Genomic DNA, 23,579 nt, shown 5'->3' with positions numbered 1-23,579 from the left:
GATGCGACGCATCTTGGCTTTCGGCGTCGTCGCCGTCGTCGTTCTCGGAGTTGCTGGCTTCGTGCTGGGGAGGGACGACGGTTATCGAGTCGACGTCGTGCTCGCATCAGCCACCAACGTCGTCGAAGGCGGCTCAGTTCACGTCAAGGGTTTCGAGGCGGGCAGGGTAGAGAACATCGCGGTGCAGGACGGCAAGGCCCGGGTCACGTTGGCGATGAACAACGACCACGCTCCGCTGCACGACGGTGCGGTCGTGACCATCGAGTGGAAGGCGGCGCTGGGTGAACGTATCGTCGCCGTCGCGGACGGGCCCGCCGGGAACGCCGTCATCCCGGACGGAGGAATGATTCGAGGGGAAATGCCTACGCCGATGGAGGTCGACCAGGTCCTCGCGGCACTGGATGAGCCCACGCGAGAGCACCTGTCCTCCCTGATCCGGCGGCTTGACAAGTCCGTGGACGGCAACGAAGAGGACCTCCGTGACACGTTGCGGTCGGCGGGGCCGGCGCTGGAGGCCCTGGGTGAGGTTCTGCGGGCGGTCGGCAGTGACGGTCCGGCGATCAAGCAACTGATCACCCAACTGGATGGCATCGTGTCCACGCTCGTCAACCGCGAGCAGGCCATCCGCAATATCATCGAGCAGGTTTCGACCACGACCCGTCTCACCGCACAGCAAAAGCACGCGGTGGCGGAGGCGTTGGACAAACTTCCGGGCACGTTGGACACGGCGAAGACGACACTGGACCGGGTCCCTTCCGTCGCGGACAAGGCGGTTCCGCTGCTCGAGGATCTGAAACCCGCTACCGACAAGTTGCCGTCGGTGGCCCGGAACCTGAGGCCGGTGCTGGCTGACCTGCGCCCGCTCGTCGCGGAACTGCGGCCAACACTGGCGGTGGCGCGGGATCTGCTTCGCTACACCCCGGGGTTGCTGGACAGCGCTCATGGGGTACTGCCGGGCGCCAACTCACTAGTCGGGGACCTCACTCCCGCGTTGAGTTTTCTCCGGCCCTACACCCCGGAGATCGCCGGATGGGCCGCGAACTGGGGCTCCGCGAACGCCAACTATGACACCAACGGCCATTACGCCCGGATCTACGTTCAGGCCGGGCTCGGCAGCGTCAACGTCAATCCGGGCATCGTCCCCCCCGGCTACAAGAAGGACCTGACACCGGCGCCCGGTTCGCTGGTCGACCAGCCCTGGGTGGATGCCGCCGGAGGTGGAGTGCGATGAGCAAGCAGCCCAACCAGGTGCCTCGTCGGCTACCGCGTGGCCGGATTCTCGCCGTCGTCGCGGTGGCCGTGCTCGGGGTGACAGCGGGAACAGTCGGCATTGACCAGGAGAGCGAGCCGGGCCAGACCACGATCGTCGCGCGCTTCGCCGATGCGAGTCCTCTGCTGGTCGGCAACGAGGTGAAGGTCAGTGGCGTGAAGGTCGGCCAGGTGGCGGCGATGGATGTGCGGGGCGGCAAGGCCTCCGTGGTGCTGAGCCTGGAGAGCGAGGCCCTTCCCGTGCACACGGACGCCAGGGCCACCATCCGTCCAGTGAGCCTGCTCGGCGAGCGCTACGTCGAGCTGGATCGGGGAAGCCCCGACGCGCCGGTACTCGGCGATGGCGATGTCCTCCCGATGCGGCAAACCGGCGCGCAGGCCGACCTCGATGAGGTGCTCAACACGGTCGACGACCCCACCGGACGGTCGCTGGCCGCGCTGGTGACCATGCTCGGGGAAGGTATCCGTGGCAACGGCGGAAATGTCGACGCCACCATCCGGGCCCTCGAGTCGTCGATGAACGACACCACGGCCCTGTCCGGTGTCCTGCGGGACCAGAACCAGCTGCTCGGCAGCCTGGTGGACAAGCTGCAGCCTGTCGCGAGCGCTCTCGCCGCCGACCAGGGAGCCAACCTCGACCGGCTGGTCGCCTCGGCGCGAAAGCTCACCGCGGCCACCGCCACGAAACGGCGGGAACTGACCGAGACGTTGCGGCGTCTGCCAGAGACCCTCGCGACGGCCCGCGCGACGCTCGCCCAGCTCACCGGCACCGCCGCCGAGACCACGCCGACCCTCGCGGCGATCCGGCCCACCACCGACGACCTCGCCGCGATCAGCGCCGAAATCCAGCGCTTCGCCGACGCCGCCGATCCCGCCCTGGCGCACGCCAACCCCGTCCTCGAGCACGCTCAGCGCCTGCTGGACGAGGCCAGGCCGGTGGTGGACCAGCTTCGGCAGGCCGGTCCGGACCTGCGGTCGGCGGTGGGCGACCTGCGTCCGGTCGTCGGTGAACTGACCGCCAACCTCGGCAACGTGCTCGGCTTCATCCGTAACTGGGCACTGACCACCAACGGCCGGGATGGCATCTCACACTACTTCCGCGCGATGCTGGTCGTCAGTCCGGATCTGCTCGGCGCGGCCGTGCCCACGCCCAACGGCGCGCCACCCGCGCAGCAGCAAGGTCCGCCCTCCGAACGACCGCCGGAAACACCACCCCAGCCTGACCGTGCGCCGTTGCCCCTGCCGCAGGTACCCGGCCTTACCGGGGACGGCGGCATCCTCGGTGGGCTGCTCTCCACCGAACAGGACCCCAAGGCAGGTGTGACCGGGCTCGACCCACAGCAGGAGCAGGGACTCGTCCAGTTCCTCATCGGGGGAGGAAGTCGATGATGGCAAGCAACAGCAAGCGCCGCCGGCGTTCGGTGCTCACCGGAATCGTGGTGCTCGTGGTGTTCGTGGCCTCCGTTGGCGTCGCGATCACTGCGAACAAGGGCATACCCGGTCTGCCGCGCACCGTGGTGCGCGCCGAGTTCGTTGAGGTCGGAGGCTTGCGCAGCGGGGATGACGTGCGGATCAACGACGTGCGCGTCGGGCAGGTCGGCGAGATCACCCTGGTGGACGGCAAGCCAGTCGTCGAGCTGAGGTTCGATGGCCACCGGTCCATCTACCGCAACGCGACGGCCGTCACCGCATCGGTGGGGGCGCGCTCCGCGCTCGGCCAGAAGTACGTCGCCTTCAACCCCGGTTCACCACAAGCCGGCGCGGTCGACCCCGGGGAGGTCATCCCGGCCTCGGAAACGACCGGAGCCCAGGAACTGTCGGACCTGCTCGCCGTGCTGGACGAGCCCACCCGCAAGGCGCTGGGCTCGACGCTCCGGGAAACAGGCGGCGGTGTCGCAGGCCATACGCAGGACCTGCGAGACACGCTGGCCGCTCTGCCGACCGAGCTGCCCGACCTGGCGACCGTGTCGCGCGCGCTGACCACGGAGGGGGGTGCCGACCTTGTCCAGACACTGCAGGCCGTGGATCGCTTCAGCGGCCGCTTCCAGGGCCGGGAGCAGCAACTCAGCAACCTTGTGCGCCAGCTCGACACCACCCTACGCTCGGTCGCCGTCGACAACGCCAGGCCGGTGTCCGACGCGCTGACCAAGGCGCCGGACACGCTGACCAAGGTCCGCGGCAGCCTCGAGGCCCTGCGGCGGCCGCTGGCCGACACCGAGGCCGCCGCGGCGGCATTGCGGCCCGGAGCACAGGCGCTCGGCCAGGCAACCCCCGATGTGCGCGGCGTGCTGCGAGAAGGGATTCCGCCGTTGAACAAGGTGCCCGGTGTCGCGGGGCAGGCGATGCCCGCGGTGGACGGCCTGACCCGGACGTTCACCGATGCGCGCCCGGTGGCGCCGCGTATCCGGGAGGCGGTCGGCTCGGCGCAGCAACCCCTGGCCGTTCTGGCGCCCTACGCCCCGGAGATCTCGCTGTGGTTCACCCACGCCACCGACGCCCTGCATCAGGGTGACGCGGCTGGCCACTGGCTGCGCTTCTCACCGCCGGTCGGGACGAGCACCGCGACCGGCATCGTGCGGGGCCTGCGTGACCCGCTGACTGCGCGCAACCCGTACCCGGCACCCGGCGAGGCCGCACGAGACAAGAGCACACTGCTGGGACCGAGGTGACACAGATGGAATCGAATCCGCGGAAGAGGCTCGCACGGGCCCGGCGCTCCCCGTTCCGACTCGGCCTGGTCTTCATCGTCGTAGCGTTGGTGGTCGGCGTCGGCCTGTTCAACAAGGACCCCATTCTCACCACGTTGAAGCCGGGCACGACATTCGCGATCCACTTCGCCCGGGACTACCATCTTCGTCCCTACGTCACGGAGGTCAAGGTCGCCGGGGTCCCGGTCGGCAAGGTCACCGCCGTCGAACCGGGGTCCGACGGCTCCGCGCGAGTCGAGGTCAAGGTCGACGGCGACATTCCGGGCAAGCTCCGCTCCGCGCCGTCCGCGGTGATCCGCCCCGCCACACTCCTGGGTGGCAAGTACTACCTCGATCTCGTACCCGGAGGGCAGCCCGGGGACTTCGGCGGCACCATCCCGGTCGCGCGAACGGAGGTCCCAGTGGAGCTCGACAAGGTCACCCGGGCGTTGCCACCCGACACGCTGGAGTCCGCGACGTCGGCCGTTGATTCGCTGGATCGCACGTTGGACGAACGTGGCCGCGCCGCGCTGGACCGGCTCCTCGCCGATGCCCCAGGCACGTTGGACCCGGCGGCCACCGTACTCGACGCCGCCCGGGGCACGCGCCCGGCAACGGACCTCACTCACGTCGTGGGGGGCTTGGAGTCGACGGCGCGGACGCTGACCGAGCAGCCAGGGCAACTGGACGCCATCGTGCGTGACCTGGACACCCTGGGCACCGTGCTGGGGCGGCGCTCGGCCGACCTGGCGGACGCGCTCGCGACGTTGCCCCGGACCCTGGACTCGACGAACGCTGGGCTGCGCCGCCTGGACGGCACGCTGATCCGGCTGCGGGACACCGCTGACCCGGCGCGCCCCGTCGCGGCGGAACTCGACACCGCGCTGGCGCATGCCGATCCCGTACTGGCGAAGGCCCGCCCGTTGGTGACCGACCTGAAGAACCTGCTGGTCGATGCCAGGCCCGTCGTGGAGCGGCTGGTGCCCACCGCCCGCGACGCCACGCCCGTGCTCGACGACGTGCGTGGCCCGGTGCTGGACCGCCTCAACGGTCCGGTCAAAGCCACGGTCCTTTCGCCCTACCACGGCACCGGGCCCTACTCGGACACCGGCGGAGACAGGCCGCTGTACCAGGAGCTGGCGTACATGTTCGCCAATGTCGACCGGGCCTCCTCCATGACCGACGCCAACGGCGCCTCGATCGCGTTCCATCCTGGAGTCGCCCCAGGCACGCTCGCCGGCCTGCCGATCAGCCTGGAACAGCTGTTCCGCAACCTCACCGGCATCGGGAAGGGAGAGCCACGATGAGCGGCACACGGCACCGCCTGCGCAAGACGTGGCAGCGGGTGCGCAACGAGCCGCGCCTGGGACGCAACGTGCTCACGCTGGCCGTTCTGGTGGCCCTCGGCCTCGGCGCCGGCGGATACATCCTGAGTCAGCAGGGATCGGGGACCACGACCTGGCCGTGGCAGGATCAGTTCGTCTTCACAGCCGAGTTCGACAACGCGCCCGCCGTGAGCCCCGGCAACGGACAGGAGGTCCGCATCGCCGGTGTGCAGGTCGGGCAGATCGAGTCCGCTTCGGTCTCCGACGACGGCAAGGCGGAGCTGACACTCTCGATCGAACCCGGTCACACCGTCTACGACAACGCCCGGACGGTGCTGCGGCCCAAGAGCCCGATGAACGAGATGTACGTGGAGATCGATCCCGGTGGCCCGCCCGGCAAGCCGCTCGCCGAAGGGGACATGATCCCGGCAACGCAGTCGCAGCGGCCCATCCAAGCGGACGAGGTCCTCGCGCACCTCGACACGAATACCCGCAGCGCCCTGACCGCGCTGCTCACCGAGTCCGACACGGCACTGGCCCACGCGCCGGAGGCACTGCCGGGCGGGCTGTCCGCCACCGACCGCGTCGTGCGTGACCTCAAACCCGTCGTCGTCGAGCTGCAGACCCGCAAGGACAAGCTCGCGCAACTGGTCACCGCACTCGCTCAGGTGTCCAGCGCCGTCGGTGAGAACGACCAGCGCCTGGCCGAGCTCGCGAGGAACCTGCAGCACACGCTGGCCGCGGCCGGAGAGCAGAGTGACGCCATCGACGAGGCGCTCGCCCAGCTGCCCGACGTGACCGACGAGCTAGGCCGCGCCACCGGCAGCGTGCAGGCCCTGAGCGACCAGCTCGATCCGGTCCTGGACAGCCTGCGGCAGGCCTCCGGCACGCTCCCGGATTCCTTGCGCAGGCTGACCGCCACCGTCGATCGCGTCGGCGAGACCGTGGACGTGGCCAACCCGGTGGTGACCAAGGCCAGGCCCGTCGTCAACGACCTGCGGCCCCTGGTGACTGACGTCAACGCCCTCCTGCCCGACCTGCGGCACACCACCAGCCGGCTGGAGCCGATCACCGCCTCCCTGCTCCCCTATCTCAACGACCTGGGAGCCTTCGTGTACCAGACCAACTCGGTGACCAGCCTCCACGACGCCAATGGCGGCATCCTGCGTGGCCTGCTCCAGGTGACGCCCAGCACGTTGCCGCTCCCGGGCGCCGAGATCCTGTCCAGCCCGACACCACGCTAGGCGGTCGACCACCATGAGAATCTCGCATTCCGTGCTGCCGGCCATCCGGCTCACCGTCCTGATCGTCTTCGTCGCCGTGTGCGCCGTGATCTTCGGCTATCTCTGGGACAACTCGGGCGGGCGGCTTCCCTTCCAACGCTCGGCCTACCAGTTGTCGGCGAGCTTTCCCCGGGTGGCGAACCTGGTGCCCGGCGCGGACGTGATGGTCGCCGGCGTCCGGGTCGGCGAAGTCGCCGAGGTTCGCCCTGCCGGGGAGCGGGCACGCGTGACGATGGAACTGGACAACCAGTATCCGGTGCACGAAGGTGCCACGGTGCGGGTCCGGAACAAGACCCTGGTCGAGGAGACCTTCCTGGAGATCAGCGACGGTGACGGCGCGCCGGTGCCCAGCGGCGCCACCCTGCCGGACTCAGCCGGCCAGCCGCCGGTGCAGCTCAACGATGTTCTGGCCAGCCTCGACCAGCCCACCCGTGAGGCGCTGGCAAGCGCGGTGCGTTCCCTCGGCGGGGCGACGGAAGGCAGCCGCGAGAACATCTCCCGTGCGCTCACCGGCCTCGGCTACCTCGGCCGGGAGGGACAGGGCGCCCTGGCCGCGCTGTCCGCCCAGAGCGACGATCTGTCGAAACTCACGGGGAAGACGGCGACCCTGCTGGCCGCGCTCGACACCAGCCAAGGACAGATTGCCCGGCTGGTCGCCGACGCCGACACCCTGACTCGTACCACCGCCGACGGCGCCGGCCAGATCGAGGCGGTGCTCCGTCGACTACCACCGGTCCTGGACAGCGCGAGCGCCGCCACCGACGACCTGGACCGGCTCTCCACCAGCCTGGCACCCATCGCCCAGAACCTGCGTACGGCCGCCCCCGACCTCAGTGCCGCACTGCGGGAACTGCCGCGGACCTCCGCCGACCTGCGCGGCCTGCTGCCCTCCCTGGACGGCGTGCTGAACACCGCGCCGGACACCCTCACGAGGGTCCCCGCGGTGGCGGCCGACGCGCAGCGCCTGCTGCCGACCCTCGACGTGGCGCTCGCCGACGTCAACCCCATGCTGGCCTACTTGCGGCCCTACGGCCCCGATGTCGCCAGCATGTTCGCCAACATGGCACAGTCGATGGCACGGGGGGACACCAACGGCCGCTGGCTGCGGACGTTCCCGCCGGTCAACGAGCAGAGCGTCCGGGGCAACCCGCTCAACCTCAACCAGATCCCCCTGCTGGACAAGTACAACCCGTACCCCGCACCGGGGGAGGCGGCCAACCCGGGCCCGTTCGACGGCGAGTACCCCCGCGTGCAGCGTGATAACAAATGAGAAGGCCGCGTCCTCCACGCCTCCGGCTCCGACTGCCCATGCCTTGGGGTCGGCACTCCCATGCGCCAGCGGAGAAGCGGCGCCCCCGGTGGTCGCGGTACCGGACCAAACGCGGCGCCGTGACCATCCTGGGCGCCCTGCTCGTGGTCGCCTTCCTGATCGGCGGGCTGGCACAGGTGCGCCTGGAGACCAGTGTCGAGTCCTTCCTGCCACACGACGACCCCGCGCTGCAGGAGCTGCAGGCGGCGGCGTCCGACTTCGGCGGGGACCCCGTCGTGGTCCTGCTCGAGTCACGCCAGCCGGGTGAGCTGCTCGACCAGCAACATTTGCTGCCGCTGCTGCAGCTGGAGGGCCAGCTGTCACGCCTACCCGACGTCGCCGCCACCTACGGCCCCGCGACCACGCTCAACCAGATCGCCGGCCGGGTGCAGGACCTGCTCGCCGAGCTCGCGGGACGACGCGACGCCCTCCGCGCCCGAGGCGGAGACGCGACGGCGGCCGAGTTCGACGCCCGGTACGGGGCACTCCTGGTGCAAGGGCTTCCGGCTGGGCTGCCCACGTTGCGCAACCCCGGCTTCGTTGAGACGGTCCTCCACACACCGGACGGGCAACCCAAACCACAGTGGCGGTTCATGGTCCCGTCCGACCGGGCCGTCGCCGTGCTGATCCGGCCACGCGAGGGGCTGGACCAGGACGGCACCGACCGGCTCGTGCAGAGCGTCCGGAATGCCGTCTCGGCGGCCCGCGACACCGTGGGTGCCGAGCGTGCCATCGTTTCCGGCGTTCCCACGGTGACCTCGGATCTGGCCAGTCAGGTGCGCTGGGAAATCCCTGTGATCGGGGGGATCGCGGTGGTGGCGGTCGCCGCGTGCTTTCTGCTCATCCCCTGGACCCGGGGTGTGCGACGACGGCTCCTGCCCGTGGTGACGACCACCGTGGCGGTGGCGCTCACGGTCGCCACGTTCGGGTGGCTAGACCGGCCCCTGTCCCTGGGCGTGGTCGCCTTCCTTCCCGTGCTCTTGGGCATCGGCAGCTACTATCCAACCTACTTCGCGCAGCACGCCCGGCGTCGCGTCGTGCTGGTGGTCGCCAGCGCGACCGCGGCGGCATTCGCCACCCTGGCGCTGTCCCCGTTACCCCTCGTCCGGGACCTCGGCCTGACGCTGGCCTTCGGCGTTCTGCTCGCCGCCGCGCTGGGTATGGTGCTGGTGCGCGCGGTGTCACGGGCTGACGCTGAGCCTCGCGGCGACCGTCGGCCCGCTACCCGCACCGCTGCGTCCTGGCCGATCCGGGCTGCTGCCGCGCTGCTCGCCGTCGCGGTCGCGGCGACGGGCTGGGTCATGCTGCCGCAGTTGAGACTCGACAGCGACTTCCGCAACTTCGCCGCAGGGCTGGAAACCCTCGAGGACGCGCGTAAGGTGGAATCGGTCATCGGCTCCTCCGGTGAGGTGGCGGTGGTGTTGCGCGGCCCCGACGTGCTCGCACCCCAGGCCGTCAGCTGGTCCCACAGCGCTCAGAGCATGATCGTCGAACGGCACGGAGACCAGCTCCGGCCGGTCATCTCGCCCGCCACCCTGCTTCCCTTCCTCGGGTCGTCGCCGTCCGCCGCGCAGATCGAGGCCGCGACCCGGCTGCTGCCGCCGTACCTCACCGGCTCGGTGTTCCGCGACGACCGGCGGGCAGCTGTGCTCAGCTTCGGTGTGCGCATGGACGACCTCGACCAGCTGCGGACGCTGCGCGACGACGTCGCCAGGAACCTGCCACCGCCCCCGACGGGGTACCGGGTGGAGTTGACCGGCTTGCCGATGGCTGCGGTCCGCGGGCATGAACTTGTCTCCTCCGACCGTGTCATCACCAATGTGGCGGGGATCCTCGCCGCTGGGGGCGTGCTCCTGATCGGCCTGCGCCGCAGGAGCGACGCCGCGCGCGCCGTCGCCGCCGCCACCCTCGCAACCGGGGTCGGCCTCGCCGCCCTGTGGGTGGCACGGGTTCCGCTGACCCCGATCACCGCCGCGCTGGGTTCCCTGACAGCGGCCGTCGGGTGCGAGTTCACCGTGCTGCTCGCCGAAGCGGTGCGACGGGGCAACGCCGCGCTGCGCACCTCCGTGTTGCTGGCCACGGCGACATCGGCCGTCGGGTACGCGGTGCTCGCCGTGTCCCAGCTCGAGGCGGTCCGGGAGTTCGGTCTGCTGCTCGCCGCATCGGTGCTGCTCGCCCTCGGAGCCGCGGCGTGCGTCGTCTGGCTTACCGTGAAGCCCCTCCGGCGGAGCGATCGTCGCCCAGCGACCGCGACCACTCCGCCCGTATCCGTCACCACGCCAGGAGGTGGATCATGAAGCAGCGGCAGACATCCGACGTGACGGATGCCAAGGAACAGGATGCTGATACGCGTGAGAACGACGCAGAGCGTTCGGGCACGGACCGGGACACCCACGTCGCCGAGGATTGCTCGCCGGACCAGCGGCGAGAGCAAGGAACCCAGGGCACGGGTGGCCAAGACCGCGACATCGCCAACAACGACGACAGCGGTGCGGACGGCGTAGATGCCGAGCGGAACGCCGACGGTGAGCCGGGCGGCCTGCGCGGCCTCCTCAGGCGAATCAGGCTCCCGCGGACCCGGAAGGCGCGGACAGTCGCGGCCGTGACGCTGCTGCTCGCGGGCGGTGGCGCGGGCGGCTACCTCTGGTGGGTTGGTGAGCAACTGCCGGACGATGCCGCCTTCCGGATCGACGATCGTGTCGTCACCGTTGACGACCTAGGCGAAGTCACCGACACATGGCGTGCACTCTACGGTATCGAGCCACCGCAGGAGCCCGGCAGGCTGGACCGTTTCCGGCGCGACGCCGCCAAGGCCTATGCGGTGAGCCTGCTCCTCGACAGGGCGGCGCGGGACCACGGCATCGTGGTGGCGGACAAGGCGGCCCGGGACACGTTGAGCCGGTTCGTCACCCAGCAGTTCGGCGAAGGCACCCAAGGTCGCGACCAGTTCGTCCAGGCGCTGGGCAACGCGGGCACGTCGGAACGAGCCGTCCTGGACGAGGTGAAGAAGCAGTTGGCCATGGACCAGCTGTTCAACACGGTCACCAAGGACACACCGGAGGTCGGCGACCAGGAAATCCGTGAGGCATTCAGCAAACGAAAAGATCAGCTGGGGACTCCTGAGCGCCGGGAACTGGCCAACATCGTCGTTCGGACCAAAGACGAGGCAGACCGGATCGTTGCCGAACTCCGCAGCGGGGCATCGTTCGACACGCTTGCCCGACAGCGTAGTCTTGACAGCGCGACCCGAAGCGACGGTGGAAACCTTGGCACCGTGACCCGGGACCAGCTTCAGCCCGGCTACGCCAAGGCAGCCTTCGCCGCTGGGCGGGGTGAGCACTTCGGCCCTGTGCAGAACAAGTTCGGCTGGAACGTCGGTATGGTCACCGGAATCACCCCGGCCGAGCCCGCGAGGTTCGACCAGGTGCGCGACCCGCTGAAGCAGCAACTCGAACTGGAACGAAAGCTCCAAACCTGGCGCGACTGGCTGGCCGAGCGAATCCGCGACGCGGACATCCAGTACGCCGATGCCTACCTGCCCGCATCCCCGGACGCTCCGCCGAGCGTGCAGCCGGGTGAGCTCGGGGTTCCCCAAGGGCAGGAGCCAGCCGAACCCGGTCAGCCGCCCCGGCAAGGGGGTCCCCGGTGAGCACGGCGGGTCCCCTGCTCGTGCTGGCGGTACTACTCGTGTTGCTCGGCCGGTGGGGCTTGCGGAATGCCGACACGGCGGTACCTGCGGCGCTCGGTGCCCGGGAACGCGCCCGCCGCGCGCGGGTGCTGCGCCGGGGTGCGGTCGCCGCACAGGTGGTGGCGGCTGCCTTCGTCGTCCTGTCCGTTCTGGCCTTGTGGGGACCTTGATGCCGGCATGTCTCAGACGCCCGTATCCTTGGGCCGGTCGATCAGCCCATAGTATCCAGCCAGTCCCGCGGCTTCCGCGCGGCTCCCGACGTCGAGCTTGTGTAACAGGGCCGCGATCATGCGTTTGGCCGTACGCTCGGAGACCAGCATCCGTTCGGCGATTTCGATGGTCTCGGCGCCCCGCGCGAGCAAGCCCCACAGGCGCATCTCCTCGGTATCCAATCTCTGGAGAATCGTTTCCGGCGGGCGGCGGATGCCATCCAGCAGCGCGGTGAACAGATCTGGTTCGACGACTCGGAAACCGGCCGCGACGCTTAGTAATGGGGCGACGAGCGTGTCGGGGTCCGCGGACTTCGACAGGTAACCGTCGGCGCCCGCCAACAATGCCTCCTCCGCCAAACCCCGATCGGTGGTGCCCGACAGCGCCAAGATCCTGGTGTCCGGATGGCGCGACTTGATGTGCCGGACTGCCGCCACGCCGCCGATCGGCGGCATGGCGAGATCGACGATCGCCAGACCGGCGCCAGTCGAACCGACCAGCGCGGCCGCTTCCTCCGGCCGGCTGGTCGACCCTGCGACCGAGATACGATCGCCGACCCGGCTCTCCAGCAACAGAGCCAAGCCCTGTGTGAACAGATCGTGGTCGTCGACGATGACCACCACCAGCTTATCACCATCCATGGCCTAACCTTAATACGACTGTAACCAGTGGGGTTCAGATGCCAGACGACCACGTGGGCGCGACGCAGGTGCCCGCTACCGCGATGAGCTGGTGGCGAGCGCCTCGGTCACGCCGGTACCTGGCGGGGCAGCCGGATCCTGGCGACACGCTGCGTCCGGTCGGTTTGATCACCGTCTGGGTCCGGGTCGGCGTCGTGCTCTCAGCGGCGGTGCTCCTGCTGGTGGGGTCCAGCCCGTTCGTCCAGCACACGGCGGCGGCATGGTATCTCGTCGGCATCGCGACGGTCTACTCGACCGTCATGTTGGGACATCCCACCTGGGAGGTCGAGGGTCGAGTGCCGGCTGCGATCATCACCGTCCTGGACGCGGGGCTGGCGTCGGGGATCGTGGCGTCATCCGGCGGCGCGCAAAGCCCAGCGGTGTCTATCCTGTTTCTGGTCATCGTCGCCGCGGCTGCCCGACTGTCCTTTATCAGCACGCTGGGAGTGGCCCTGCTGCTCGGCGGCTGCTTCGTCACAATCGCGCTGACGGTGAACCCCACGAGCGGCCCAACCCACGATCGCCTCCTAGCCGGGGTGTGGTGGGCGCTGTACCTGCTCTTCACCGGTGCGCTCGCCTCGGGGCTCGTCTTGCTGAACGAGCACGCCGAACGCGCCCGCGGCCTAGCTCAGGCGGAGACCGCCGCCGCGCGCATCGTGGCCGACGAAGAGCGCGATCTCCGGACTCGCCTGACGGCCTCCTACGACGCGCAGCAGACTGGGCTGCGCGTGATCCTCCACGAGTTCCGCACACCTGTAACATCCTTGGATGCGCTGGTCCGTGATCTGTCGCGGGAGACCGGTGGCACGGCGCAGTCCGCCGACCCCCGCCTCGCTTTGTTGACCGCGCACGTCGAGCACCTGTCGGCCATGCTCAACGCGCTGGCCGACGTCGCAGCCAGCCGGCGACCAGCCTTCAGCACAGGGCACCTTCGGGTGGTGAACGTGCACGAATTCATACTCATGGCTGCTGACGCTGCTGGCCTGCCGCGTGAACGACTTCGATTGATCGTCTCGCCATCGAACGCCCACGCCCAACTTGATGCCCAGCTCGTCCGCAGGGTCGTCACAAACCTGCTGGAGAACGCATCCCGCCACGGCCGTGACCAGCCGGTCAGTGTCATCGCGAACCTTGACCAAGGCTCGCTGTCACTGGAGATCGCCGACCGAGGGCCGGGAATGCCCCTTGACCGCGCCGTCGAGCTCACCGCCAAGTTCGCGCAGGCCGGGCAGGAACGAGGCACCGCAGGTCTCGGCCTGTGGATCGTCGACCAGATCATCCAGGCGCTGAACGGCACGATCGACTTTCAGGAGGCCGCCGGAGGCGGGTTGGCCGTGCGCGTGACATTGCCCGTGCGGACGCTGGCTGGTCGCCCACCCACCCAGTCGCCTCACCCATAGGTCCGCACCACGAGCGCCAGGGGGTGGCGATGGTGCGCCCAGACCAACTGGGCCTCGACCGATCTTGCGCGGCCCACACTGTCCGTGGCCTTCATGGGCCACTCGCGGCACGGATGGCCCGTATTGCCGGGTGCGCATTCCCCATACGCTGGGGGAAGAAGCCCTTCAGAGTCGAAGGAGACGATGTCGATGAAGACCAAGGCCGCCGTCTTGTGGGGCCTCAACGAGAAGTGGCAGGTCGAAGAGATCGACCTCGACCCGCCGAACGAGGGTGAGGTCCAGGTCAAACTGGCCGCCAGCGGATTGTGTCATTCCGACGAGCACCTCGTCACCGGCGACATCCCGATCCCGTTCCCGGTCGTGGGTGGACATGAAGGCGCCGGCATCGTTGAGGCGGTGGGCGCGAACGTGACCGAGGTGGCCGAAGGCGATCCTGTTGTCTTGAGCTTTCTCCCGGCATGCGGCAAGTGCTCCTACTGCGCCCGTGGCATGACGAACCTCTGCGATCTGGGTGGCGCGGTGATCCTCGGGCCGCAGCTGGACGGCACCTACCGGTTCCATACTCGCGGCGAGGACGCGGGCCAGATGTGCCTGCTGGGTACCTTTTCCGAGCGCACGGTGGTGCCCGCCGCCTCGGTGGTGAAGATCGACGAAGGGTTTCCGCTGGAGAAGGCCGCCCTTGTCGGGTGTGGGGTCACGACCGGATTCGGTAGCGCCACCCGGGCCGGCGAAGTGCGTGCCGGCGACGTGGTCGTCGTGGTCGGGGCCGGTGGCATCGGTGTCAATGCCATCCAAGGAGCACGGGCCGCCGGCGCGCGTGCCATCGTCGCCGTTGATCCGGTCGAGTACAAACGTGCCAAGGCGGGCGAGTTCGGGGCCACGCACACGGCCGAGTCGATGGACGAAGCGTGGAACGTGGTCAGCGAGTTGACCCGCGGGCAGCTCGCTGACGTATGCGTGCTCACCACCGACGTCGCCGAGGGCTCCTACATCGAGCCCGCTTTGAGTCTGGTGGGCAAGCGTGGGCGTGTGATCGTCACCGCGATCGGCCATCCGGACGAGCACACGATGAGCGGCAACCTCTTCGAACTCACGCTCTACGAGAAGCAGATCCGGGGCGCGCTGTTCGGATCCTCGAATCCGCAGCATGACATTCCGCGACTGCTTGAGTTGTACAACCTCGGCCAACTCAAGCTCGACGAACTGGTGACCGCTGAGTATCAGCTGGAGGACATCAACCAGGGATACCAGGACATGCGTGACGGAAAGAACATCCGCGGAATGATCCGCTTCTGAAACTCCTAAGTCGACAGAAACAGTTATCGTCGCCAAGTTATTCCCGCCCTATCCGGCGTGTATTCGAATCGAGGATGTGACATGGCAATCGACCGCGTCATCCAGCACGGTAAGCGGAATGGGTATGGCAGCCTCTGTGAGGGCGGCCTACGCATGGAATCCTTCCCTATGCGGCTGTTCCGGAAGGGAAACAAGAAATTCTGGGACCCGGAAACGATCGACTTTTCGCAGGACGCCGCGGACTTCGCCGCGATGTCGCCGGACGAGAAGAAGTTGACCTGCATCCTTGCCTCACAGTTCATGGCCGGGGAGGAGTCGGTCGCTCAGGACCTCCAGCCGTTCATGGCGGCCATGGCGGCAGAGGGACGGCTGGCCGACGAGGCCTACCTCACCCAGTTCACCTTCGAAGAGGCCAAGCACATGCAGTCTTTCCGACTGTGGTTCGACGCCGTCGGGCTCGGCACGGACCTGCATGAGTACGTGGAGTACAGCCAGCCATACCAGACAATCTTCGCCGAGGAACTGCCCAAGTCCCTGTACGCCTTGGAGAAGGACCCGTCGCCCGCGGCGCAGGTGCGTGCCTCGATTACCTACAACCACGTCGTCGAGGGTTGTCTCGCCCTCACCGGCTACTTCGGATGGGCGAAGGTATGCGCGAGCAGGAACATCCTGCCGGGCATGCAGCAGCTCATCAAGTACATCGGCGACGACGAGCGCAGGCACATGGCGTGGGGTACCTTCACGTGCCGCCGTCACGTCGCCGCGGACGAGCGGACCTGGGAGGTCGTTGAGGAGCGGATGCAGGAACTAATCGAGCCAGCGATGAGTTTGATCGTGAAGCTGTTCGACCAGTTCGAAGCTGCGCGGGCCCCGTTCGGTATCGATCTCGACGAGATGACCGACTATGGCATGGACAAGATCAACCGTCGGCTGGAGTCGATCGAGGGGGCACGGGGCCGCCCCGTCGAGGAGATCGACGAGGACTACTCGCCTATGCAGCTTGAGGACACCTTCGCCGAGGAGGACGAGAAGGCCGTGGCGAAGTCGCTTGCGGCCGTGTCCTGAGCCGACGCGCTCCGAGCACTGTTCCGTGGAACTGTTCGTCCGGGGGCGGAGACCCGACCCGGGCGAACAGTTCGCGTCGGCAAGGTCACCAGAATCGAGGCAGCAAGAGATGGGCACAACAACCGCGCCAGCTGGCGAGGTCACCGTTGACGTGTTGTTCGTCGGCGCCGGGCCCGTGGGCTTGTTCGGTGCCTACTACGCGGGTTTTCGTGGGCTTACCACGGCGTTGGTGGATCCGCTACCGGAGGCCGGTGGTCAGGTACAGGCGATCTACCCCGAGAAGAACATCTACGACATCGCAGGCCTGCCCGCTGTTCAGGGGCAGCAGCTGATCCGCAACCTCCTCGAGCAGGCGAAACCGTTCGGCCCCCGATTCCTGTTGTCTCAGCAGGCGAGCGACATCCGGGAAGTTGCCGATGGCTGGCGGGTGACGACCTCCTCGGGTGTCGTCGTCAACACGAGAGCCGTGATCGTCACCTCCGGAGTGGGTTCGGTGACCCCGCGTCCGCTACCAGCAGGTGAGGAGCTTCTCGGGCGCGGGCTCTGCTACTTCGTCCCGCAGCTGGAGGTGTTCGACGGCAAGGATGTCGTCGTGGTGGGCGGTGGCGACTCGGCGCTGGACTGGGCACTGGCCGCGGTTCCGCGTGCCCGGTCGGTCACCCTCGTGCACCGTCGCAAGCAGTTCCGGGCGCACGAACATTCGGTCGCGCAGGTGAAGGACAGTCCGTGCCACCTGGTGCTCGACGCCACCGTTACCGCGGTTCGTGGTAACGACAGCGTGGAGAGCGTGGACGTCACTGTGCGCGGGGAGGACGGCGCGCGGGAGCTGAAGGCTCAGGTCGTGGTCGCCGCACTGGGTTTTCTGATGGACCTCGGCCCGATCGCCGGGTGGGGCCTTGAGATGGAGGGGCGGGCCATCCGCGTCGACACCCGGATGCGTACGAATCTGCCGCGCGTCTATGCCGCTGGGGACGCGGCGACCTTTCCGGGCAAGGTGAAATTGATCGCCGTCGGTTTCGGCGAGGTGGCGCTCGCCGTGAACAACGCTGCCGTCGAGTTGAATCCGGACGCGACTCTTGCTCCCGGGCATTCGAGTGATCTCGTGCCCGCGTCGGAACCGTTGGCGCCCGAGGGAAATTCTGCACAGCCGCGAAGCAAGGAGGTCGCAGGATGGCGTTCGTGATCGGCGAGCCGTGTGTCGACGTCAAGGACATGACGTGCATCGAGGAATGCCCGGTCGATTGCATCTACGAGGGCGAACGGATGCTGTACATCCACCCGACGGAATGCATCGACTGCGCGGCCTGCGAGCCGGTATGCCCAGTAGAGGCCATCCGTCCCGCACAACACGTTGACGAGGAATGGAAACCATTCCAGGAGTCGGCGCAGCAGGCGTTTACGGGGATCGGGTCACCGGGAGGATCGACCAAAGTGGATACCCCGATACCCGACACCGAGTTCGTGAAAACGCTCCCTCCCAAGGAGGACTAGTCAAGGTCGAAGGTGCGTCGCGATCGCGATGCCGCATCACGAGGAGTGAGTGTGGGCTCAACCGCTGTGGCTCAACGAGGAGCACGCAGCGCCGCCGATGACGGACAGGCCGGCGGTGATGTCGTGGACCTGTCCGCTGACAACTGGGTGCTTGTTCGTGCGGCTCAACGAGGAGACGCGTCGGCGTATGCCGTGCTGTACGACAGATTCGCGACCAGCGTTCACCGCTTTGCCCTATCCCGTGTCCGCGATCGGCACCTAGCCGAGGACGTCACCAGCGAGACGTTCGCGCGGGCGCTGCGGGCAATCAACTCGCTGGAGTACCGGGGACGAGATGCGGGCGCGTGGTTCCTCACCATCGCCCGCAATATCATCTTCGACCACACGAAGTCCGGGTCCGTGCGGCATGAGGTCACGGTCGACGAGCTTCCGGACGCCTCCGGTCACGAGACGCCGGAGGAGCTCGTCATTCTCGGGATCGCGCGAGCGGAACTGATCCGGTGCCTGGGATTACTCGCCGATGACCAGCGGACGTGTCTTGTGCTGCGGTTCTTCTGCGATCTTTCGGTCAACGAGACCGCGAGAATACTGGACCGCGAACCCGGTGCGGCGCGTGCTCTGCAGTATCGGGCGATTCGTCGTCTTGGCGAGTTGATTGGCGGATCTGCGGATGGGCGGCGTCGCGTGCAGCCGGCACCGTCCGGAGGAGAGAAAGGCAGTTGACGATGACAACAATGACCGTTGACGTTCCGGAATCCGTCCAGCGATTTCTCGGCAGGGCTTCGGACAGCATCGTGGTCGGTGCGGAGCAGCGAAGTGCGACCGGGAACGGCCAGATCACGACTCAGGACCCCGCGACCGGTGCGACGTTGACCAGCATTGCGGCCGGCGGGAAGCCCGACGTCGACGAGGCGGTCGCCTCGGCGCAGTCGGCCTTCGGAGAATGGCGAGCGATGAGCGCGGCAGCCCGCGGGCATGTTCTGCTCGACATCGCGACGATACTGGACGCCCATGCCGAGGAATTGGCGACGCTCGAAACCCTGGACAACGGAAAGCCGTTCACCGAGTCGATGTACGTCGACGTCGCGCTCGCGGCGCAGGTCTGGCGCTACTACGGTGGCTGGACGACGAAACTGACCGGGCAAACCGTGCCGGTCTCTCCTCCGGTCGGAGAGGCACTGGTTTATACTCGGCGGGAACCCCTCGGCGTCGTCGGCGCGATCGTGCCCTGGAATTTCCCGTTGCTCATCGCATCGTGGAAGGTGGCACCGGCGCTGGCGGCCGGAAACACCGTCGTCCTCAAGCCGTCCGAGTTCACCTCGTTGAGCGCCCTGCGGATGGTGGAGTTGGCACTCGAGGCTGGGCTGCCTCCCGGCGCGATGAACCTGGTCACCGGCTACGGGCCCGAGGCGGGACAGGCGCTGATCGATCACCCCGGCGTGGCCAAGATCTCGTTCACTGGTTCGACGGACACCGGCAGGCGCATCGTCACCGCGAGCGCGCCACACCTGAAGAAGCTGACGCTGGAACTGGGTGGGAAGTCGGCGAACATCGTCTTTCCGGACGCCGACCTTGCCGCCGCGGCACAAGGCGCGCTGACCGGGATCTTCATGAACCAAGGGCAGGTGTGCTGCGCCGGATCACGGCTGTTCGTGCATCGCGACGTTCACGACGAGCTGGTACAGGAGCTGGCTTCGGCGGCGAAAGCGATCCAACTGGGTCATGGACTGGCCGACGACACCGAGATGGGCCCGCTCATCTCGCCGAAACAGCTGGAGCGCGTGCAGGGGTATGTCGAGTCGGGGCTGCGCGAAGGCGCGACGCTGGTGTGCGGTGGTGACCGCCCGAATGGTGTACTGGCTAACGGCAATTTCCTGAGCCCGACCGTGTTCACCCAGGTCCGCGACGACATGTCCATCGCGGCTGAGGAAATCTTCGGGCCGGTGCTGTCGGTGCTGTCGTTTGACGACGAGAACGAGGCGGTTCGGCGTGCCAACGCGAGCGCCTACGGATTGGCCGCGGGCGTGTGGACCAACGACGTGAGGCGGGCCCACCGCGTCGCAGCGGAATTGGATGCGGGCACGGTATGGGTGAACATGTACAACATGATCGACCCCGCCGCGCCCTTCGGCGGTTTCAAGGCGTCCGGCTACGGACGCGATCTCGGCGAGGAAGCGTTGCTCGGCTACACACAGACGAAGTCTGTGTGGCTGAACCTCGACTGATCCCAAGAGCCAAGCAGAGGCTCACACCACAAGAAAGGAAATCGCAATGGGCGTGTTCAAGGACGAGGCGGAAGTTCACAAGTACATCGGAGGGGTCTTCGAGAAGGGGCTCGCCGATCCCAAGATCGGCCCAAAACTGTCGGGCTCAGGGGTGATCCTGCAGATCACGTACACCGATCCCGACGCGGTCGTCACGGTCGACATGCCGAACGGCAAAGTGTACGCGGGCGCCACCGATCTCAAGCCCGTTGTGGAACTGTTCATGACAGCCGACGACGGAAACCGGTTCTGGCTCGGCGAACTCAACCTCGCGACCGCGTTGGCGAAGGGCAAGGTCCGCGCTAAGGGACCGACTTCGAAGGTCCTGAAACTTGTGCCCGCCGCGAAGTCCCTGTTCCCGGCATATCGTGAGATGCTGGAAGCGGACGGTCGACAGGACCTGCTTTCGGCGTAACGGAGGTCACCATGCTCAGCACCATGCAGACAACACCGCTGACGGTGTCCTCGATCCTGCGGCACGTGGTGCAGAACCACGGCGATCGTGGAGTCCTCACGGCTACCGGTGACGGCGTCAGGCGGGTTTCCTACCGCGAACTGGGCGAGCGGTGTGGCAAGCTGGCGAACGCGTTGCGTCGCCTCGGTGTCGCCGACGACGACCGGGTCGCGACGTTCCAATGGAACAACCAGGAGCACCTGGAGGCCTATGCGGCGATCCCATCAATGGGCGCCGTGCTACACACCCTCAACATCCGGCTGTCGCCCGAACAGATTCGGTTCATCGCCACACACGCCGAAGACCGGGCGGTCATCGTTGACTCGTCGCTCATCCCACTGATGGCCAAGGTTCTCCCCAGCCTCGACACCGTGCGGTTCGTGCTCGTGACCGGAGAAGGTGACATCACCTCCTTGGCGGGATGCGGCAAGGAGGTGCTGCGTTACGAGGATGTGCTGGCTGGCGAGTCGTCCGAGTTTCCCTGGCTGGACGGTGACGAGAACGCGGCGGCGGCGATGTGCTACACCAGTGGCACGACCGGCGATCCCAAAGGCGTCGTGTACAGCCACCGGTCGATGTACCTACACTCGATGGCCGCGTGTTCCGGGAACGCATTCGGCATCGCGGAACCCGATCGAGTGCTTCCGGTGGTTCCGATGTTCCACGCCAACGCATGGGGCCTGCCTTACGCGGCGTTGATGGCTGGCGCGGACCTGCTGCTACCTGACCGATTCCTGCAAGCAGAACCTCTGGCGGACATCATCCAGGCGCAGCGCCCGACGCTTGCCGGCGCTGTGCCCACCATCTGGAATGACCTCTTGCATCATGTCGATCGAAACCCGGACATCGACCTCTCCTCGTTGCGCCTGGTCGCTTGCGGTGGTTCGGCGGTGCCGAGAGCGTTGATGGAGTCGTTCGAGCAGAGGTTCGGCGTCACGATCGTGCAGGCATGGGGCATGACCGAGACTTCGCCGCTTGGCGCAATCGCGACGCCCCCGGCCGCCGCCGAAGGGGAAGACCGAATGCGGTACCGGGCCACTCAAGGACGGCCAGTTTGCGGCGTCGAACTCAGGCTGGTGGACGACGACGACAGGGTGCTCCCGCGCGACGGCAAGGCGGTCGGCGAGTTGGAGGTGCGTGGTCCGTGGGTTACCGGGTCGTACTATCGTGTCGAAGCCGAGGACAGGTTCCACGACGGCTGGCTGCGAACCGGCGATGTCGGGAACATCAGCCCGGACGGGTTCCTCACCCTAACCGACCGGGCCAAGGACGTCATCAAGTCCGGTGGCGAGTGGATCTCCTCGGTTGAGCTGGAAAATCTGCTTATGGGCCATCCCGACGTCGTCGAGGCAGCGGTCATCGCCGTATCCGACCCCAAGTGGCAGGAGCGACCCCTTGCCGCCGTGGTGCTTCGAGACGGCACTGAGACGACTGCCGACCAGCTGCGGTCGTGGTTGGCCGACAAGGTTCCGAAGTGGTGGCTGCCGGAACGATGGGCATTCGTTGACCAGGTCCCGCGCACGAGCGTCGGCAAGTTCGACAAGAAGGCTCTACGCCGTATCCACTCGGATGGCAGGCTGGCGGTGAACGAAGTATACGAATAGCTTCGTTCGTCATCAGGAGCAGTGTCGATGGTTCCGGCTGCGGCTGGCGGAGCTCACCAACGATGAGGTGTGAGCTACCTGTCGGCATGTCACCGGGCATCGACCATGAGACCCCGACCGTGGCGCGAAGTAGCACCGAGGATTGATATCCAGTAGCGTCAACCCAAGCAGAGAGCCGAGTTACAGCCGCTCGCCCCGCACTGCCCGGGTGCGCCGCGCCGACATACGGAGGCGCGGCGCACGACCCTGGACCGCCCAGGTGTCCCCCACGACTGCGACACGTAACCCGACCTGAAGTATGACACGCGACAGCTCCTTCAGCGGGAACGGGGGCACAGCCACCGCTTGCTGGCTGCACCGCGATCTGCCAGGAGTGGCGCTCGACGTGGTGCGCGGTGTGGTCGCGTGGTGGTTGATCCGTCGAGCCGGTCCCGAGCGGACCAATAGTCATCGAACCAGTTCGCGACGTACCGGATGCCTTCGCTAATCCGTTCCTGGTTCCTGGCAACGCGGAATCCACATCAGACTCCCTTCCACGTCGGCGCGGAGTTCCGTAGCTGTCCCATGGCTTCACCGTCGCGTCGTACCGGGAACACGACGTGCCGTTCTCCGTCCAACGTCCGCACCCAGGTCGCTGTTCTCGGCCACCTCGGTGAGCGCGCGGACCGGGCTGACCGGTGCGTCGGTTCCGGCGAACAGCACGAGCCGGGTGTCCGGTCGCGGGTGGCGAATGTGCGGTGCAGCAGCGCGTGTAGCTCGTCGCCATGTCGCAGCTGGTTCCCCAGGCCTGGGAACCGCGTGTCGGCGAACGCAGGCTCGATGGTCGCGAGCACCGCGCGGGTCGGCGCCCAGAACCGCTCGTCGACGGCGCCGAGGGCGAGCCAGCGCCCCGTCGGCGGTCGCGGAGACATCGTTGGTGGGGTAGAGGTGGCGCCGGTCGTCCGCGCCGCGCTCCAGCGGTGGGCCGCCGCGCGCGGCGGCCCACGCGGTCATCACGTCGGTCATGCTCACGTCGAGGTGGCAGCCTAGGCTGGTATGGGGCCCGTTCGTACAGGGCCGACAAGATCGCGATGAGGCGAAGCACGACGAGCCGAGGTCGGCCATCGGCACGCCTCGGCGTGGTTCCTGGCTCCAGCGCCCGCTGAACGACAGTGTGCCGGATGCAGCGAGGTAGTTGATGTCGTGGCCGGGCAGTTGCTCGCCGCGGCTGCCGTAGCCGGAGATGGAGCGGTACACGATGCCGGGATTGATCTCGGCGACGCGTTCGTGCCGACGCCGAGCTCGTTCATCACGCCCGGTCGGAAGCCCTCGACGAGCACGTCGTGCTCCCGCGCCAAGTCGAGGAACTCGGCCTGGCCTGCCAGGGTCTTGAGGTCGATGACCACGCCGTGTTTGTTGCGGTTTGCCGCGGCGAATAGCTCACCGCGGATCAGCCGGCCGCCGTCCCTGCCCGGCGGCTCCACCTTGGTCACCTCGGCACCGAGGTCGCCGAGCACCTGCGCCGCCCACGGTCCCGGCAGCAGTTGGGATGCGCGTCGAACACTCGCACCCCGT

19 protein-coding genes and 1 pseudogene are annotated in these 23,579 nt (G+C 67.7%); 18 read left to right on the top strand and 2 right to left on the bottom strand.

Going from position 1 to position 23,579, the window contains the following annotated elements; translation table 11 throughout:
* The first annotated feature begins 1 nt into the window (after position 1).
* The 9 genes from BA062_RS27080 (at position 2) to BA062_RS27040 (ending at position 11,731) form a co-directional block, all read left to right on the top strand.
* A complete protein-coding gene (locus tag BA062_RS27080; RefSeq protein WP_110341470.1) occupies positions 2-1,231 on the top strand; it encodes an MlaD family protein in 1,230 nt (409 codons plus the stop codon).
* A complete protein-coding gene (locus BA062_RS27075) occupies positions 1,228-2,658 on the top strand; it encodes an MlaD family protein (RefSeq protein WP_110341468.1) in 1,431 nt (476 codons plus the stop codon). The genes BA062_RS27080 and BA062_RS27075 overlap by 4 nt, the downstream gene beginning before the upstream one ends.
* Before the next feature lie 32 nt (positions 2,659-2,690).
* Positions 2,691-3,938: an MlaD family protein gene (locus BA062_RS27070; RefSeq protein ID WP_245960023.1), complete on the top strand. Its 1,248-nt coding sequence runs from the start codon at positions 2,691-2,693 to the stop codon at positions 3,936-3,938.
* Between the two features lie 5 nt (positions 3,939-3,943).
* Positions 3,944-5,263 (top strand): MlaD family protein, encoded by a 1,320-nt coding sequence (locus BA062_RS27065; protein ID WP_009156920.1) that lies wholly within the window; start codon positions 3,944-3,946, stop codon positions 5,261-5,263.
* Positions 5,260-6,525 carry an MlaD family protein gene (locus BA062_RS27060; protein WP_110341464.1) on the top strand — a complete coding sequence of 422 codons (1,266 nt, stop codon included), beginning with the start codon at positions 5,260-5,262 and terminating at the stop codon, positions 6,523-6,525. The genes BA062_RS27065 and BA062_RS27060 overlap by 4 nt, the downstream gene beginning before the upstream one ends.
* A gap of 13 nt (positions 6,526-6,538) precedes the next feature.
* On the top strand, positions 6,539-7,834 hold the full coding sequence (locus tag BA062_RS27055; RefSeq protein ID WP_009156918.1) for an MlaD family protein: 1,296 nt from the start codon (positions 6,539-6,541) through the stop codon (positions 7,832-7,834).
* 119 nt (positions 7,835-7,953) lie between these two features.
* Positions 7,954-10,170: an MMPL family transporter gene (locus tag BA062_RS27050; RefSeq protein ID WP_233520112.1), complete on the top strand. Its 2,217-nt coding sequence runs from the start codon at positions 7,954-7,956 to the stop codon at positions 10,168-10,170.
* On the top strand, positions 10,167-11,522 hold the full coding sequence (locus BA062_RS27045; protein ID WP_110341460.1) for a peptidylprolyl isomerase: 1,356 nt from the start codon (positions 10,167-10,169) through the stop codon (positions 11,520-11,522). Before BA062_RS27050 ends, BA062_RS27045 begins: the two co-directional genes overlap by 4 nt.
* Entirely contained in the window at positions 11,519-11,731 is a 213-nt protein-coding gene (locus BA062_RS27040) for a hypothetical protein (RefSeq protein WP_110341459.1), read from the top strand. Before BA062_RS27045 ends, BA062_RS27040 begins: the two co-directional genes overlap by 4 nt.
* Positions 11,732-11,743: 12 nt before the next feature.
* On the opposite strand, the gene BA062_RS27035 is transcribed toward BA062_RS27040, so the two are convergent.
* On the bottom strand, positions 11,744-12,412 hold the full coding sequence (locus BA062_RS27035) for a response regulator transcription factor (protein ID WP_110341457.1): 669 nt from the start codon (positions 12,410-12,412) through the stop codon (positions 11,744-11,746).
* Between the two features lie 38 nt (positions 12,413-12,450).
* Here BA062_RS27035 and BA062_RS27030 point away from each other — a divergent pair, with 38 nt between their 5' ends.
* The 9 genes from BA062_RS27030 (at position 12,451) to BA062_RS26990 (ending at position 22,025) form a co-directional block, all read left to right on the top strand.
* Positions 12,451-13,851 (top strand): sensor histidine kinase, encoded by a 1,401-nt coding sequence (locus BA062_RS27030; protein WP_199542760.1) that lies wholly within the window; start codon positions 12,451-12,453, stop codon positions 13,849-13,851.
* 189 nt (positions 13,852-14,040) lie between these two features.
* Positions 14,041-15,147 (top strand): NDMA-dependent alcohol dehydrogenase, encoded by a 1,107-nt coding sequence (locus tag BA062_RS27025; protein WP_009156912.1) that lies wholly within the window; start codon positions 14,041-14,043, stop codon positions 15,145-15,147.
* An 81-nt stretch (positions 15,148-15,228) separates the two neighbouring features.
* Positions 15,229-16,212, top strand: coding sequence for a R2-like ligand-binding oxidase (locus BA062_RS27020; RefSeq protein ID WP_110341455.1), 984 nt, complete (start codon positions 15,229-15,231; stop codon positions 16,210-16,212).
* Between the two features lie 109 nt (positions 16,213-16,321).
* A complete protein-coding gene (locus BA062_RS27015; protein WP_110341453.1) occupies positions 16,322-17,395 on the top strand; it encodes an NAD(P)/FAD-dependent oxidoreductase in 1,074 nt (357 codons plus the stop codon).
* Positions 17,383-17,703, top strand: a complete 321-nt coding sequence (gene fdxA / locus BA062_RS27010; protein WP_110341451.1) for a ferredoxin — start codon at positions 17,383-17,385, stop codon at positions 17,701-17,703. Before BA062_RS27015 ends, fdxA begins: the two co-directional genes overlap by 13 nt.
* Before the next feature lie 51 nt (positions 17,704-17,754).
* Positions 17,755-18,426 (top strand): sigma-70 family RNA polymerase sigma factor, encoded by a 672-nt coding sequence (locus BA062_RS27005; protein ID WP_110341449.1) that lies wholly within the window; start codon positions 17,755-17,757, stop codon positions 18,424-18,426.
* A gap of 11 nt (positions 18,427-18,437) precedes the next feature.
* Complete coding sequence (locus BA062_RS27000; protein ID WP_308191222.1) at positions 18,438-19,928, top strand: aldehyde dehydrogenase family protein; 1,491 nt, start codon at positions 18,438-18,440, stop codon at positions 19,926-19,928.
* A 46-nt stretch (positions 19,929-19,974) separates the two neighbouring features.
* Complete coding sequence (locus BA062_RS26995) at positions 19,975-20,382, top strand: SCP2 sterol-binding domain-containing protein (RefSeq protein WP_110341445.1); 408 nt, start codon at positions 19,975-19,977, stop codon at positions 20,380-20,382.
* Positions 20,383-20,393: 11 nt separating this feature from the next.
* Positions 20,394-22,025: a long-chain fatty acid--CoA ligase gene (locus BA062_RS26990; RefSeq protein ID WP_110341443.1), complete on the top strand. Its 1,632-nt coding sequence runs from the start codon at positions 20,394-20,396 to the stop codon at positions 22,023-22,025.
* 570 nt (positions 22,026-22,595) lie between these two features.
* On the opposite strand, the pseudogene BA062_RS41445 reads toward BA062_RS26990, so the two are convergent.
* Positions 22,596-23,563 (bottom strand): annotated as a pseudogene (locus BA062_RS41445) (CoA transferase); the annotation flags it as partial.
* Positions 23,564-23,579: the final 16 nt, after the last annotated feature.

It is taken from the genome of Prauserella flavalba (assembly GCF_003202235.1).
GTDB lineage: Bacteria > Actinomycetota > Actinomycetes > Mycobacteriales > Pseudonocardiaceae > Prauserella_A > Prauserella_A flavalba.
Note: the sequence above shows the minus strand (reverse complement) of the source record. Positions and strands in the feature narration are given on the sequence as shown.